The sequence below is a fragment of the Chloroflexota bacterium genome, assembly GCA_009840355.1.
Classification (GTDB): domain Bacteria; phylum Chloroflexota; class Dehalococcoidia; order Lucifugimonadales; family JADFKI01; genus Bin90.
Genome location: VXNZ01000056.1, coordinates 1 through 14,606, shown reverse-complemented (window position 1 = coordinate 14,606; position 14,606 = coordinate 1). Strand labels below are relative to the sequence as shown.

The following is a 14,606-nucleotide window of genomic DNA, read 5'->3' as shown; positions in this document are numbered from 1 at the left end:
AAAGAATGGCGCACTATAAGCAAATCACGGAGACGGTAATCGCATGAAGTCGGCAAGACGGCTGATTGGCAATGTATCGTGGGTGGCGCTTGCCATCGCACTAATCCTTGCGCTCGTAGCGTGCGGCGACGCGGCTAACGATGCGCCGCAATCCGCGCAAGCATCGCCACCACCTTCTGCCGCGTCAGAGCAGGTTCCGACGCCAACCATTGCTCCCTCCTTAACCGCCATTGTCGCGCCATCCACTATAACGACGCCCACCGCTACTGCAGCCGCGCAGGGCACTTCCGGCACATCGACCGGCGCGACAGCGACAATTGACGCCAACGCGGATGCTGAGCGGCTGTCCGAGACGGCGATGCCACTGCTAACGCAGTTCGTCGCGGATTACAGCCCGCGACAAAGCGGCACGGCAGGCGAACTCGCGGCGGCAGAGTTCATCCGAGCGTACATGGAAGACTTAGGCTATGAGGCGAAATTACAGCGCCTTGAAGTCGAGCATATACCTTGGGACGAGCCGTTCGTAACGCTCGCCGGCGAAGGCAGGCCTGATTTCTTCTCCATCCCGCTGGCGAACACCGGCTATGGTGATGTAACCGCGCCGGTCGTCCATGTGGGCAGGGCATTTGAGGAGGACATACCGGACGAAGGTTTAGAAGGCGTTATCGCTTTGGTGGAACGCGGCGAGATTACCTTCGAAGAAAAGGTGAACCGTGTCGCGGACGCCGGCGCGGTCGCCGCCATCATATACAACAACGAACGCCAAAACTTCCGCGGCGCGCTGCAATCGGACGGCAGGATTCCCGCAGTATCGCTGCCGCGGGAGCAGGGCAGGGAGCTGCTGCGCCTGCTCGATGACGAACCTGGTTTACAAGCGCGAGTGAAGGTCGAACCCGTAAAGCTGGATTCGCAGAATGTCATCGCCGAGTTGGACGACCAACCGGCAGACTGCGGCGTAGTAGTGTTGGGCGGACACTACGACAGCGTCGCCAACACGCAGGCAGCCGGCGACAATGGCACGGGTGTCGTATCGCTGCTACTGATGGCAGGAGAACTAGCGCGTGCCAATGATGGCGAAGAGCCGCTGCCCTACGCCGTGCGCTTCTTATTCTTCGGCGTCGAAGAAATCGGGATATACGGCAGCGAGCACTACGTCGATGCGCTTAATGAAGCGGAGAAGGCAGAGATTATAGCCATGCTAAACTTCGATGCGATGGGACAGGGTGACGCCTCAATCCAAGGCAGCGCCCAACTCGCGGATATAGCGACATCCGTCGCAACAGACGCCGGCATATCGCTGAACCGAGTGCAAACCACGCGCGGCTTCGGCAGCGACCACGCACCCTTCATCAATGCGGGCATCCCCGCGCTATTTTTCTTCGGCAACGACTTCTCCATCATCAACTCACCCGACGACGTGCTGGAAGAAGTCGATCCGTCCATTATGGGCGCGCACATGGTAGTCGCGCTGGAAATGCTGCAAGAATTCGAGTGCAAGCCGCAGGAATAGGACCGGGATAGGACGATGTGGCTGGCGCGCGAATAGGCAAGAGTGTGGACGAGCTGAGAATGGGTGGAAGGGACAGTTAGAGTTCCAACTATCCCGATTTTCTGGGGTCTTTCGGTTATCGTGTCCCTCCGCTATGTCGATTCGAGCGAAGCGAGAAATCTAAAATTGCTGACTATGGGCAACCTTGTTTTCACACAGCGATTTCAGACTCTTCACTTCGTTCAGAGTGACGACCGAAAGACGCTGGGATTCGCGCCGATGCGTCTTGTGCCATAATCGGCTTGTGAATTATACTAGGGTTGTATGCGCCCGACACGCGCGCCTACTTATCTACCGAGTGAACCGCGACAATTGAACGGCAATCGCCCTACAATCGCCCCGCGTTCGGCATAATATGGACTTGCGGACGATACCGGCACAACAGACTCTCACACCTCGATTTGCCCCGACCTGACTGGATATGACGACAAGCAAGCAAGACTACTACGACCTGCTGGGCGTCCGGCGCAACGCTTCGGACGAGGACATCAAGCGGGCGTTCCGCAAGCTGGCGATGGAGTATCATCCCGACCGTAACAAGCGGGAAGGCGCTGCGGAAAAGTTCAAGGAAATCAATGAAGCCTATCAGGTCTTGTCCGATTCGCAAAAGCGCTCGGCGTACGACCGATACGGGCACGCCGGCGTCTCTGGCAACGGCGGCGCTCGGGGATTCGAGGGCTTCGACAACTTCTCGGGCTTCGGCGACATATTCGACGCGTTCTTCGGCGGCGCTACACGAACGCGACCTAATGCGCCACGTCGCGGCGCTGACCTCAAATACGCCATCACCGTAGATCTCGAAGAGACCGCGTTCGGAGTCGAGAAAGAAGTCGTCCTAGAGCGCATCGAGACTTGCCGCGCTTGCAACGGCAGCCGCAGCGCCCCCGGCAGCGTGCCGAGCATGTGCGTCAACTGCAACGGCACTGGCGAAGTTCGCCGCGCCCACGACAGCGTGTTCGGGCAGTTCGTGCAGGTCGTGCCTTGCACCGTTTGTCGCGGCGAAGGTCAGACGATTACCGACCCATGCGACACTTGCAGAGGCAGCGGCAGGGAACGCCGCACTCGCACGCTTGAGGTAGCGATACCCGCCGGCGTGGAAGACGGCGTGCAGATCAGGCTGCGCGGCGAAGGCGAAGCAGGGCACAACGGCGGCTCGCCCGGCGACCTATATGTGCTCATCCGCGTCAAACCGCACAGAGTATTCCGGCGCGAGGGCAACGACATCCTGTACACGCTGCCCATCAACATGGCGCAGGCGGCACTCGGCGCAAAGCTTACCGTTCCCACGATTACCGACGAAGATGCTGAGATAGAAATCCCCGCAGGCACGCAGTCCGGCGCGGTCTTCCAACTGAAAAACAGAGGCATCCCGTTCATCCGCAGCAGCCGCAAGGGCGATCAGCTGGTGACCGTCGATGTGCAAACGCCCAAGAAGCTGAACGACGAGCAGCGCCTGCTGTTCGAGCAGCTAGCGGAAAGTTTCAGCGACGGCGCTTCCGGTAACCCCGACGACAAAGGCTTCTTCGACAAACTGAAAGACGTCATCGCCGGCGAATAGCGGCATACGTGTGAGAGCATACACACGCAATCGTCCGAGAAAAACGTGAACGAAAATTACTGGGGCGCACTGCGGTGCGTCCTTTCTGTCTTGAACGGACAGACGGAAGGGAGCATCCATTGAAGTGGCTTGAGTTGAGCGTCAGCGCGCCGCCGGAGTTCGTGGAGCCGCTGTCGCAGATTTTCTACCGCTACGGACATGGCGGCGTCGCGGTGGAACAGGACGGCGGCTACAATCCGGACGAAGGCGAGACTCCCAACGGCGACGAATGGGCGCAGGTCACCACATATCTGCCGATGAACGAGTCGCTCGATGACCGGCGCAGCAGAATCGATGTCGGTGTGCGCTTAGTAGCACATGTAACGAACATATCGCCATTGCAAGAGCGCGTCATCGAGGAGGAAGAGTGGCAGAATAGCTGGAAAGAGCACTTCCATGTGCTCAAAGTCAGCTCACGGATCACTATCTGCCCGACTTGGCGCGAGTACACGCCGCAGGATGCCGAGCGCGTCATCATGCTCGACCCCGGCATGGCGTTCGGCACGGGGCATCACCCGACGACGCGAATGTGCATCGAGCGGCTGGACGCGCTGGTATCGCCCGGCGCCGATGTGCTGGATGTCGGCTGCGGCTCAGGCGTGCTGTCCATCGCGGCGGCGCAACTCGGCGCTCGGCACGTGTTCGGCTTAGAGATTGACTCGGTCGCGGTAAATGTCGCCAAGCAAAATGTGCGCGACAACGGCGTGGAGCATACGGTGCGCGTGGTGCAAGGCACGCTGCCACATGCCGACGCCAAGCCCGCGAGTTACGGCGTCGCGGTCGCCAACATATCCGCCAAGGTGATAATCGAATTCATGCCGCATCTCGTCGGGTCGGTACAAGACGGCGGCAAGGTCATTGTGTCCGGCGTGCTGCTCACCGGCAAGGACGACGTGGTGCAGGCGCTGGAATCTGTCGGCGCGCGCTTGGAAGAGACATTCGTGGACGGCGATTGGGTCGCGCTCGTGGCGGGCGTGCAGAGGTAACGCGGTGCATCGTTTTTTCGTCCCACCGTCGCACATCGAAGGCGACCGCGTTACGCTGCCCGCAGACGCTGCCCGCCAACTCGCGAGAGTGCTGCGCGCTCGTCCCGGCGAAGACATCATTGTGCTAGACGACACCGGCAGAGAATACGCCGTAACGCTCGATTCCGTAAGCGCGCGCCAAGCGTCCGGCGTCATCACCGACCGATACGCCGGCGAAGGCGAAACGCAGCTCGCTATCACGCTGTTTCAGGGCTTGATGAAGGCTGACCGTTTCGAGTACGTGCTGCAAAAAGGCACGGAGCTCGGTATATCGCGCTTTGTTCCCATCATCAGCGAGCGCACAGTCGCGCGCAATGTCATCAGCGTCAACCGCCTCGATAGATGGTGCAAAATAATGCGAGAGGCGGCGGAACAATCGGGCAGATGCAAACTGCCAATCATAGGGGGCACGCTAGCCTTCACCGACGCCTGCGATACAATTGCCGCCAACGGCAGACCTGCCATAATTGGCTGGGAGTTAGAACGCGACACCGGCATCAGAACCACGCTGCTGCGAATAAAGCCCGAAATCGAACAAGCACAATCCATCTCCATCGTCATCGGCTCTGAAGGCGGCTTGACCGACGCCGAAGTGCAACTAGCCGTCAGAAGCGGCATTGAGCCGGTGAGCATGGGCAGGCGCATTTTCAGGGCGGAGACGGCAGGCATTATCGCGGCTGCTGCGGCGCTGTACGAGATGGACGAACTGGTTTAGGCGTCTTCACTCCGGGCGCGGCGCGCGTTCTAGCAGCTCGCTTATCGCTTGTTCCAGCGGCACGCCCCGCAAGATGACGCTGTGCATCGCCTCTGCTATGGGCATCTCCACGCCGAATCTTTTCGCGACCATTATTGCGCCCTGCAAGGTGTCCACGCCTTCTGCGACATTGTCCGTTGATGCGTGTATGGTTTGTGGGGAATCGCCAAGCGCCAGCCGCCTGCCGAATGTGTGGTTGCGGCTTAGCGTGCTTGAACAGGTGGCGATTAAGTCGCCCATACCGGCAAGACCTGCCAGCGTCAGCGGGTTCGCGCCCGCCGCCTCCGCGAGTCTGCCAATCTCGGCGAGACCGCGCGTGATGATTGTGGCTTTGGCGTTATCGCCGTAGCCCAGCCCGTCGCAGACGCCCGCCGCCAGCGCGATTATGTTCTTCAGCGCGCCGCCGAATTCCACGCCCACGATGTCCGTGTTCGTATAAACGCGGAATAGGTTAGAGTTGATGATGCGCTGCGCCGTCTGCGCGGCATCGGGATTGGCAGATGCGATGACCGTGGACGCAGGCTTGCCTCTGATAATCTCACGCGAAAGGTTGGGACCGGATAGCGAGCAGATTCCTCCATGCATATTATCCGGCAATTCGTCGGCAAGCACCTCGCTCATACGCATGCCCGTGTCGGACTCCAGCCCCTTGGTGGCGCTCACCACTACTGCGCCGGAAGGCAGCGCATCGCGCACGCGCCGCGCATTTGCCCTGAGTGTGCGTGATGGCACGACGAGCAGCACGATGTCCGCGTCCGACAGCGAATCTTGTGCCGATGCGGATATGGACAGCGAATCGGGGAATGGCACGCCCGGCAGAAATCGCCGATTCTCGCGCTCTGCTTCTAGTGTCGCGGCTTCGGACTCGGTACGCGCCCAGACGCTCACTTCAACGCCGCGCCGCGCGATGATTACGCCGAGAGTCGTCCCCCAGCTCGTAGTCCCGACAACGCCGACCTTTGGCATGTTTCGTCCTCGCCCATCCCAAGCGCGCTAACGGTCGATGGCTGCTGCCATGAACAGTTAGCGCGTAGGCGTCATTCCGTCGGCAGCGCGGATTGGCCTATCTTGCGCTCGGTGCCGCTTAGAAGGCGCTGGATGTTGTCCTTGTGCAAGCCGATTACCAGAGCCGCGCCTATGACGGAATACGCGATGTACTCCACGGGCGCGCGGCCGAGCGCAATCAGGACCGCCAGCGTGATGACGCCCGACAGCGTGCCGAGTATCGAGCCGAGCGACACATACCTGCTCAAGCCCACGACGGGCAGTCCTACCAGCGTCGCCACCAAACCTGACCACGGCGACAACATTATCAGTCCACCCCAACCCGGCGCGGTGCCTCTGCCGCCCTTGAACCCGATGAACACCGACCAGTTATGCCCGACGAGCACTGCTATCGCACCTGCCGCATGCGCTCCCGGCACATCCGGGAAGAGCACAAAGCGCGCGAGCGCCACCACCGCAATTGACTTGCCCATGTCCAGCGCGAGCGATAGCGCGGCGGCGGGAATGCCAGCCGTGCGCATTACATTCGTCATCCCCGTCTTGCCGCTGCCGTACTCGCGCACATCCACGCCCTTGAACAGCCTGCCCAGTATCAAGCCGAACGGCAGCGCACCCAGCAGATATCCGATGGGTATCATCACGAGATAGGCGATCAGGATTGCCGTAGTCTCTGTGTTCATCACGGTCGCGCCTCTACTCTCTGCGCCCTTTGAACCGCATCCGCAGCGGGCTGCCGCGGAAATCGTAGGCGGCTCGTATCGCGTTTTCCAGATAGCGCTTGTACGAAAAGTGCACCATATCCGAATAGTTGACGAAGAATGTGAAGCTCGGCGGTCCCGTATTGTCCTGCGCGACGCTGTATATCTTCAGCGAGCGGCGTCCGGACAGCGACGGCGGATGGCTCGCGACCGCGCCCATCACGCGGCGGCGCAGGTCGTATCGCGGCACGCCCTTAGTCCATTCTTGATACACCTGTCGCGCCGTGTCAAGCAGATTCGCGATGCCCGTGCCGTTCAGCGCGGATGTGAAGCATATCGGCGCGTATGACGCGAATCGGAAGCGCTCGCGCACCTGCACAAGCGCCTGCGCCTGCGTCAGCTCCATCTCGTCGGCGAGGTCCCACTTGTTGACCGCGAGGATGATGCCCTTAAACTCGTCTAGAATGTACTTGGCGATGTGAGAGTCCTGTGCGCTTGCCAATTCCGTGGCGTCCAACAGCAGGATGGCGACATCGGCGCGGGCTATGGCGCGAACGCTGCGAAGCACGCTGTATCGCTCGATACCGCTTTCCACGCGGCCGCGCCGCCGTATGCCCGCCGTGTCGATGAGCAGCACCGACCAGTCGTCAAATTGCATCAGGCTGTCTAGCGAATCGCGCGTGGTACCTGGTATGTCGCTGACAATCGCGCGTTTTTCGCCGGCTATCGCGTTCAGCAGCATGGACTTGCCGACATTCGGGCGACCGACAATCGCCAGCTTCAGATCGGCTTCGGGCTCCATGAACGCCGGCGCGTCCGGGAAATTCGCCACGACTTGTTCCATAAGGTCGTCCGTGCCGCGATTGTGGAACGCGCTCACCGGGATGGGTTCGCCAATGCCCAGCTCGTAGAACTCGGCGGCGGCGGTTGCCAAGCGGTCGTTGTCCGCCTTGTTCGCGACAAGCACTATGGGCTTTTCGGTGCGGCGTAGCGCATCCGCGACATCCACATCGGCGGGCGTAATGCCCGTCGCGGCGTCAACGGCGAACACGATAACGTCGGCGTCTTCGATGGCAAGCTCGATCTGCCCCTTGACCTGCTGCCACATGTCGGTCTCCGGGAACAGGTCGAGTCCCCCCGTATCCACGAGGATGAACGCGTGGTCCGCCCAGACGGTCTCGGTCATCACGCGGTCTCGAGTCGTCCCGGCAATGTCGGACACGATGGCAATTCTGTTGCCGACGAGCCTGTTGAACAGCGTGGACTTGCCCACATTAGGCCGTCCCACAATTGCCACTAGAGGCTTGACTGTGCTGGTCATGGGAATCACTTCGGGCGGTTACTACGGATGAGGTCTGTACGGAATGGGCGGATAGACGCTGTATATTTCTGCGGTAATAGGAGCGACTTAATCGTGTGAGTTGGATATATCCCCGTCGAACAGAATCACTCGCCATATATGGCGGCTAGGACGGCTTTCTGCGCGTGCATGCGGTTTTCCGCTTGGTCGAAGACGACCGAATTCGCGTGGTCTATCATACCTTCGGACAGCTCCTGCCCTCTGTAAGCCGGCATGTCGTGCATGAAGATGAAGTCCGGCTTGGCGGCTTGCACCAGATCTTCGTCCACCTTGTATTCGCCGAATATCGCGATTCGTTCCGCCTTCTCGTCTTCTTGCCCCATACTGACCCAAGTGTCGGTATAGACGACATCGGCATCGCGTACACCTTCCGCTGGCTCGCTGACCCAGCGCAGCTTGGACTCGGCCGCCGCCGCCCGCCGCCGTGCCTCGTCTAGCGTGATAGAAGGAATCCGGTAGCCCTCCGGGGACGCAAGGGTGAAGTTCGCGCCGACAGATGCACACGCGATAGCGAGGCTCGCCGCGACATTGTTGCCGTCTCCCACAAACGCGACATCCAAGTCTGACAGCGTGCCCTTGTGCTCTTGTATGGTCAGCAGGTCGCCCATCGCTTGGCACGGGTGCTCTAGGTCGGACAGCGCGTTCACCACGGGAATGTCGCAGTATTCGGCAAGCAGTTCTAGGCTTCGGTGCGAAAACACGCGCGCTATGATGCCGTCCACCCAGCGGTCCAGCACGCGCGCGATGTCGGCTTCCGGCTCGCGCACGCCCAGCCCGACATCCTGCTGGCTGAGGTATGTGCAAGTTCCTCCGAGCTGCCGTATGCCGACCTCGAAGCTCACCCGTGTTCGCAGCGAAGGCTTTTCGAACAGCAACGCGAACTCTTTGCCTTCGAGAGGGCGCTCCCCTTTGCCGCGCTTCATCGTATAGGCGCGCTCGACGAGTTCTTTCACGCCATCCGAAGTCAAATCCGCGACGGACAGAAAATCCTTGCCTTTCATCTGTGCCTCCTTGCTCACTCTGGCGATATTATAGTATCTGCTGAATTATAAGCAAGGGATAAGTGTGCAGTCATGCTGATTTCAGCAGGTCAGGCATAGCGCGAGCAATGAAATGAAGCAGCGAGTGTGATAGTGTCATTCAAGGCGCATTTGCAGCAAAGGAGACGACATGGGCGGATTGTTCGTGTTAGGCATCGTACTAACGATTATGGGATTGTCAGTAATGTCGGGGCTTATGCAGGTCTTGATAAATCTTACGGGAAATCTTTTGATAGGCGGCGGCATAATCGCGGCTGTTGTCGGTGGAGTCTCTATGATATTTGGAGGCATTGCGAGCAAGGTGGTAGGGCTTGGCTTACTGATGCTTGGCATCGCGGTCGCAGTTATGGGCGTGATAATGCGATTCATCCTTCATCTGTGGTTCATCAGCTGGCTGATAGAGTTCGGTGGCGTCGTGATGCTGGTGATTGGGATTATTCTGGCCGTCGTCGGGTTAATCGGCATGCTCAAAGGCGGCGACAAGAAAACGCGTATCCGTTACGGAAAAGGCAGTTACATCGAATACTAAATCGACAGCACGCCTTCGCGCTTAACTATGTTTCCTTGCGCCACGACGGTGTTGACGCTGTGCATTGCCTTGATGTCTGCTGTTGGGTCTCCGTTGACAATCACAACGTCCGCTGCCTTGCCTACTTCCAGCGTGCCGGTTTCGTCTTCGATGCCCAGGCATTCTGCCGATGTCTTTGTCGAGCAGACTATCGCTTCCATCGGTGTGATGTGCATGTCTTCGACCATTATCTGCGGGATGTACGCGAAGTCGTTGAAGCGCGCGTTGGTCATGCCTGAGTCCATGCCGGTTACGAACTTTACGCCGCGATCCCACATATCGCGCAAAATCTCGAATCGGCGCTCTTGGTTTTGACTGGCAACGGCACCGCCGGTTGCCCGTCCGCGCATCCTGTTCAGCCTGCCCAGCGCGAGTGTGGGATCGACCCAAAGCCCCTTTTCCACAATCATATCGGTTACATCCGGGTCGTAGTCGTACATCTGCTCCTCGTCTTCGGCGAGCCAAGTGCAGTGGATGATGTTGTGCACGCCCGCCTCAACGCAGTTGCGAACGCCGGCGCTTGCATGGCAGTGCGCCGCGACTCGCAGCCCGAGCCGCTCCGCGTCCTGCACGGCTGCCTTCAGCGTGGACGCCGGATACTGCGGCGCGCGCGTGTTCGTGCCCGGCGTGAAACCGCCGCCCGTTGCCATAATCTTGATGTAGCCCGCGCCAAGTTTGAACTGCTGGCGCACAGCCTGCAACACTTCGTCCGTTGTGTCCGCCTCTGTGCCGAACATATGGCAATGCCCGCCCGTGGTCGTGATGGGCGTGCCAACCACGATGAGGCGCGGACCGGGGATGATGCCGTCTTCGATTGCCTTCACGATGGGGAACGCGACCTGATTGCGCGAGCCCAAGTCTCGCATTGTGGTAACGCCGGACGACAGTGTATCGCGCACCGCGCCGACCGCGCGCATGAGGAATATCTCGTCCGTCTCGGTCATAATGTGCTTGTACGCTTCCACTTCCGCGCTGCAGTGCATATGCGTATGCACCTCGATGAAACCGGGCATAATGCTGCCACCTTCCACCTGCACCACATCGACATCTTCGCCCGGCGCGAACTGTAGCGCGTCCTGCGTGGTAATCTCCGTTATGCGGCCGTTCTCGATCACTATCGCAGCGTTCTGCATGGCGTCCGCGCCGGTGCCATCGATAAGTCGGTCTGCTTTCAGCGCCAGTTTCATTTTGCCCTCACATTCTTCCGGGTATTCTTCGCTACCATCCCTTCCCGCTCAGGAGGAAGGTTAGGAAGGGGGCAATATCTAATGTCTCGCCCGCTTCCAGCGCGCCCGTGACCGACAAACTGCAAACGCTGCAATTATTGCCGGCAGCCGCCGGAAATTTCGGCATATTATAGCATGGCGCGCGCCGCTTTCCCGCCGCACTAGACCGATGCCGTTAATCTGGTATAATCCTGCCAAATTGGCCTGCCAAAATTGGATTGTGCTTATTGCCTTGCCTACGACATACGCATCGATTGGTTGGGGAATCATTGTCCACATTCTAACCTTACCCATCAGGGGAAGGGGCTTACCGGGCGACATCACGCAAGCAACTCAAAATGCCCACGAAATGCGGGAGGAGGCAGATTCATGGCGACTTATCCGGAACTGAACAAAGACTCGCTGCTATGGATGTACGAGACGATGGTTACAATTCGCCGCTTCGAGGAGCAGTCGCGGCGCGAGGCGGACGCGGGCAAGCTGCGCGGCATGCACTCGTCCATCGGGCAGGAAGCCGTGCCCACGGGCATCTGCGCTCATCTGCGCGACGACGACTATGTGCTCGGCACGCACCGCAGCCATCACCACTGCATCGCCAAGGGCGTCGATATCAACGAGATGATGGCGGAGCTGCTGGGCAAGGCGACGGGCACGAACAAGGGCAAGGGCGGCACGATGCACATTGCTGACATCAACAAGGGCATGCTCGGCGCGAACGGCGTCGTCGGCTCGAACATCCCCGTTGCGACGGGCGTGGCGCTCAGCGCGAAGGTGCGCGGCAGCGATCAGGTCAGCGTGGTCTTCTTTGGTGACGGCGCGTCCAGCCAAGGCAGCCTGCACGAATCCATGAACATCGCTAGCATTTGGAAACTGCCGGTGCTCTTCGTCTGTGAGAACAACCGCTACGCCGAATCCACGCCGTTCGAGTACGCGGTCGCAGGCGGTTCTATCGCCAACCGCGCGGCAGGCTATGACATGCCCGGTGTGCTTGTGGACGGTCAGTCCGCGCTCGACATGTTCGAGGTCGGCAAGGAAGCGGTGGCGCGCGCCAGGGCGGGCGAGGGCCCCACGCTCATCGAGGCGCAGACATACCGCTATCAAGGACACTTCGGCGCGGACGACCCGTTAGGCTACCGTACGCAGGAGGAAGAGGACTACTACGAAGCGCGCGACTGCATCAACTCGCTGCGGGCGCACATAACGGATGGCGGCTACGCGGCCGAAGGCGAAATCAGCGCACTCGAAGAGCGCGCACTGGCAGCAGTCGCAACCGCAACCGCCTTCGCAGACGAAAGCCCATTCCCTGACCCGTCCGAGCTGACGACGGATGTGTATGTGAGTTATAGGTAGAGGAGAACAGCATGGTACAGACAACAGCCACACGCAGACTTTCGTATATTCAGGCGGTCAATGAGGCGCTGAGACAGGAGATGGAGCGCGACGAGTCCGTCATCATCATGGGCGAAGACATCGCGGGCGGCGGTGAGCGCGAGGACTTCCAGGACGCATGGGGCGGACCGATGCGCCTGACCAAGGGACTCGTCGGCGATTTCGGCCGCGAGCGCATACGAGACACGCCCATCGCGGAATCCGGATTTGTCGGCGCGGGCGTTGGCGCTGCCGCCACGGGCTTGCGACCCGTCGTGGACCTGATGTATGTCGGCTTTCTCGGCGTCTGCGGCGACCAGATTCTGAACAACGCCGCGAAGATTCACTATATGTTCGGCGGCAAGGTCAAAGTGCCGCTGACCATAATGACCGGCACGGGCGCCGGTACGAACTCCGCCGCGCAGCACTCCGAGACGGTCTATTCGGTGTTCACGCACTATCCCGGCTTGAAGGTAGTCGCGCCGTCCAATCCGTATAACGCCAAGGGCTTGTACACCGCGTCCATCCGCGATGACGACCCGGTGATTATCTGCAACAACCGCCAACTGATGGGCATTCGCTTCGATGTGGATGTGCCGGAGGACTCGTACTCCGTGCCGTTGGGCAAGGCGGATGTACCGCGCGAAGGAACGGATGTTACGCTGCTGGGTATCAGCTATATGACGCAGATATGTTTACAGGCTGCGGACGACCTCGCCGCGCGTGGATACTCCGCCGAAGTGGTTGATCTGCTGTCGCTGTCGCCGATGGACGAAGATGCGATTCTGGAATCCGTGCGCAAGACGCGCCGCATCGTTATCGTGGACGAAGACTACCCGCGCTGCAGCATGGCGGGCGATATATCCGCGCTGGTCGCCGAGGAAGCCTTCGACTACCTCGACGCGCCGCCCAAGCGCGTGCAGCCGCCGCACACATCCGTACCGTACAGCCGCCCACTGGAAGCGCTCTTCGTTCCTACAAAGGAGCAAGTAGTGGCAGCCGCGCTAGAAACTCTGGAATAAGCGCAGCAGTCAATCTTCCTGCGGGTGACATCCATCTCCATCGTGCAGGTCAGCGGAAGCGAACCCGTAGTGAAAGCGAGAGCTTTGAACAATGGCAGTCCGAATTGTGATGCCCAGACTGGGCGACTTCATGACCGAAGGTATAGTTGCGCGATGGGCGAAGGCTCAGGGCGATGCAGTTACGCAGGGCGAACTCATCGCCGAGATAGAGTCCGAAAAGCTGAACTACGAGCTTGAGGCAGCATCGGACGGCATTATGCACCACGCAGTCGATGAAGGCGCGACCGTTGGCGTGGACGATGTTATCGGCTACCTGCTCGCTGAAGGCGAAGAACCGCCGCTAGAGCGGCAGCCCACGGCGTCCGCAGTTGCCGCGCCGTCGCCTGCTGCGCCACAAAGACGCGCGTCAAGCCGGGCTGGGGGCGATGTCGTGCCGTCAACGCCGGGCGCGCGCCGTCTTGCCTCCAACCTGGGCGTGGACATTTCGCAGGTTACGCCAACCGGACCGCGCGGTCGTGTGGTCGATGCCGATGTTCGAGCGTATCACGAGGCGCAGCAAGCGGCAGCGCAGCCAAAAGCGCCGCAGGGGATGCCGGAACCTTCCAAGATAGAGCCACTGCGCGGTATCAGACGCGCCATCGCGCAGAACATGCGCGACAGCCTCAGCGGCACGGCGCAGCTATCGTACTTCCTCGAAGTGGATGTAACGGACGCGCAGAGCCTACGCCGCGAAGCATCGCGCGAAAGCGGCGTCAGCATCACGATGGCGAGTGTGCTAATCAAGGCGTGCGCGGAATCGCTCAAGCGTGTGCCGGCGCTCAACTCTATCCTGATCGATGACAATGTGATGTACTTCGACGAGGTGAACATGGGCGTCGCGGTCGCGCTCGACGAAGGCCTCATCGTGCCGGTGCTCAAGGGCGTGCAGGACATGACAGTGCCGCAGATTGCAGAGGGCGTGCAGCAGTTATCAGAAAAGGCGCGTGCCGGCACTCTGTCGTCATCGGAAATAGGCGGCGGCACATTCACGATTAGCGTGCTGGGCGTGGTGGACGGTTTCACGCCAATACTTAACCCGCCGCAAAATGCGCTGCTCGGCGTAGGCCGCAGCGTGCAGAAGCCGGTAGTGCGGCGAGGTGAGATTGTCGTGCGCGAGATGATGACGCTCAGTCTCACCGGCGATCATCAGGTCATAGATGGCGCGATTGCGGCGAGTTTCTTCCGCCGCTTGCAGCAGCTAGTGGAGCGGCCGGCGGCGCTGTTCCGATAGCGCATTCGCCTTGCCGTAGCTGGTCCCAAGCCTAGTCGGTCTCCGCTTCGGCTACCCGTCTTTGGATTTGGGAATTATACGGAAAGGTTGACAAGTCAAGCCGCCACTGGTAGATTGGGTATGC

Annotated in this window: 13 protein-coding genes; 8 read left to right on the top strand and 5 right to left on the bottom strand. The window is 60.1% G+C overall.

Going from position 1 to position 14,606, the window contains the following annotated elements:
• Positions 1-43 precede the first annotated feature (43 nt).
• The 4 genes from F4X57_14035 to F4X57_14020 all read left to right on the top strand — a co-directional run bounded on the left by F4X57_14035 (position 44) and on the right by F4X57_14020 (position 4,886).
• Positions 44-1,510 carry a M28 family peptidase gene (locus tag F4X57_14035; protein MYC08267.1) on the top strand — a complete coding sequence of 489 codons (1,467 nt, stop codon included), beginning with the start codon at positions 44-46 and terminating at the stop codon, positions 1,508-1,510.
• A 460-nt stretch (positions 1,511-1,970) separates the two neighbouring features.
• The gene (gene dnaJ, locus F4X57_14030; protein ID MYC08266.1) at positions 1,971-3,107 is read left to right on the top strand and encodes a molecular chaperone DnaJ; all 1,137 of its coding nucleotides are present in this window, start codon (positions 1,971-1,973) and stop codon (positions 3,105-3,107) included.
• A gap of 29 nt (positions 3,108-3,136) precedes the next feature.
• Positions 3,137-4,132, top strand: a complete 996-nt coding sequence (locus F4X57_14025; protein ID MYC08265.1) for a 50S ribosomal protein L11 methyltransferase — start codon at positions 3,137-3,139, stop codon at positions 4,130-4,132.
• On the top strand, positions 4,005-4,886 hold the full coding sequence (locus F4X57_14020) for a 16S rRNA (uracil(1498)-N(3))-methyltransferase (GenBank protein ID MYC08264.1): 882 nt from the start codon (positions 4,005-4,007) through the stop codon (positions 4,884-4,886). Before F4X57_14025 ends, F4X57_14020 begins: the two co-directional genes overlap by 128 nt.
• 6 nt (positions 4,887-4,892) lie before the next feature.
• On the opposite strand, the gene F4X57_14015 is transcribed toward F4X57_14020, so the two are convergent.
• The 4 genes from F4X57_14015 to argF form a co-directional block, all read right to left on the bottom strand.
• Positions 4,893-5,891 carry an NAD(P)-dependent glycerol-3-phosphate dehydrogenase gene (locus F4X57_14015; GenBank protein ID MYC08263.1) on the bottom strand — a complete coding sequence of 333 codons (999 nt, stop codon included), beginning with the start codon at positions 5,889-5,891 and terminating at the stop codon, positions 4,893-4,895.
• Positions 5,892-5,962: 71 nt separating this feature from the next.
• Complete coding sequence (gene plsY, locus F4X57_14010; protein MYC08262.1) at positions 5,963-6,610, bottom strand: glycerol-3-phosphate 1-O-acyltransferase PlsY; 648 nt, start codon at positions 6,608-6,610, stop codon at positions 5,963-5,965.
• Positions 6,611-6,623: 13 nt separating this feature from the next.
• Positions 6,624-7,949, bottom strand: a complete 1,326-nt coding sequence (locus F4X57_14005) for a ribosome biogenesis GTPase Der (protein ID MYC08261.1) — start codon at positions 7,947-7,949, stop codon at positions 6,624-6,626.
• 125 nt (positions 7,950-8,074) lie between these two features.
• Positions 8,075-8,989, bottom strand: coding sequence for an ornithine carbamoyltransferase (gene argF, locus F4X57_14000; protein MYC08260.1), 915 nt, complete (start codon positions 8,987-8,989; stop codon positions 8,075-8,077).
• A gap of 169 nt (positions 8,990-9,158) precedes the next feature.
• Here argF and F4X57_13995 point away from each other — a divergent pair, with 169 nt between their 5' ends.
• Positions 9,159-9,557, top strand: a complete 399-nt coding sequence (locus F4X57_13995) for a hypothetical protein (GenBank protein ID MYC08259.1) — start codon at positions 9,159-9,161, stop codon at positions 9,555-9,557.
• On the opposite strand, the gene F4X57_13990 is transcribed toward F4X57_13995, so the two are convergent.
• Positions 9,554-10,783, bottom strand: coding sequence for an amidohydrolase family protein (locus F4X57_13990; protein MYC08258.1), 1,230 nt, complete (start codon positions 10,781-10,783; stop codon positions 9,554-9,556). The two genes, F4X57_13995 and F4X57_13990, sit on opposite strands and share 4 nt — an antisense overlap.
• Positions 10,784-11,191: 408 nt before the next feature.
• On the opposite strand from F4X57_13990, the gene F4X57_13985 reads away from it, so the two are divergent.
• The 3 genes from F4X57_13985 (at position 11,192) to F4X57_13975 (ending at position 14,482) form a co-directional block, all read left to right on the top strand.
• Positions 11,192-12,172 carry a thiamine pyrophosphate-dependent dehydrogenase E1 component subunit alpha gene (locus tag F4X57_13985; protein MYC08257.1) on the top strand — a complete coding sequence of 327 codons (981 nt, stop codon included), beginning with the start codon at positions 11,192-11,194 and terminating at the stop codon, positions 12,170-12,172.
• Between the two features lie 11 nt (positions 12,173-12,183).
• Positions 12,184-13,212: an alpha-ketoacid dehydrogenase subunit beta gene (locus tag F4X57_13980; protein MYC08256.1), complete on the top strand. Its 1,029-nt coding sequence runs from the start codon at positions 12,184-12,186 to the stop codon at positions 13,210-13,212.
• 91 nt (positions 13,213-13,303) lie between these two features.
• Positions 13,304-14,482, top strand: a complete 1,179-nt coding sequence (locus F4X57_13975) for a 2-oxo acid dehydrogenase subunit E2 (GenBank protein MYC08255.1) — start codon at positions 13,304-13,306, stop codon at positions 14,480-14,482.
• The last annotated feature ends 124 nt before the right edge of the window (positions 14,483-14,606 follow it).

What these genes read in the sequence shown, in the direction of transcription:
- F4X57_14035 (MYC08267.1), top strand. Translation starts at nt 44, where the DNA reads ATGAAGTCGGCAAGACGGCTGATTGGCAATGTATCGTGGGTGGCGCTT.
- dnaJ (MYC08266.1), top strand. Translation starts at nt 1,971, where the DNA reads ATGACGACAAGCAAGCAAGACTACTACGACCTGCTGGGCGTCCGGCGC.
- F4X57_14015 (MYC08263.1), bottom strand. Translation starts at nt 5,891, where the DNA reads ATGCCAAAGGTCGGCGTTGTCGGGACTACGAGCTGGGGGACGACTCTC.
- plsY (MYC08262.1), bottom strand. Translation starts at nt 6,610, where the DNA reads ATGAACACAGAGACTACGGCAATCCTGATCGCCTATCTCGTGATGATA.
- F4X57_14005 (MYC08261.1), bottom strand. Translation starts at nt 7,949, where the DNA reads ATGACCAGCACAGTCAAGCCTCTAGTGGCAATTGTGGGACGGCCTAAT.
- argF (MYC08260.1), bottom strand. Translation starts at nt 8,989, where the DNA reads ATGAAAGGCAAGGATTTTCTGTCCGTCGCGGATTTGACTTCGGATGGC.
- F4X57_13995 (MYC08259.1), top strand. Translation starts at nt 9,159, where the DNA reads ATGGGCGGATTGTTCGTGTTAGGCATCGTACTAACGATTATGGGATTG.
- F4X57_13990 (MYC08258.1), bottom strand. Translation starts at nt 10,783, where the DNA reads ATGAAACTGGCGCTGAAAGCAGACCGACTTATCGATGGCACCGGCGCG.
- F4X57_13985 (MYC08257.1), top strand. Translation starts at nt 11,192, where the DNA reads ATGGCGACTTATCCGGAACTGAACAAAGACTCGCTGCTATGGATGTAC.
- F4X57_13980 (MYC08256.1), top strand. Translation starts at nt 12,184, where the DNA reads ATGGTACAGACAACAGCCACACGCAGACTTTCGTATATTCAGGCGGTC.
- F4X57_13975 (MYC08255.1), top strand. Translation starts at nt 13,304, where the DNA reads ATGGCAGTCCGAATTGTGATGCCCAGACTGGGCGACTTCATGACCGAA.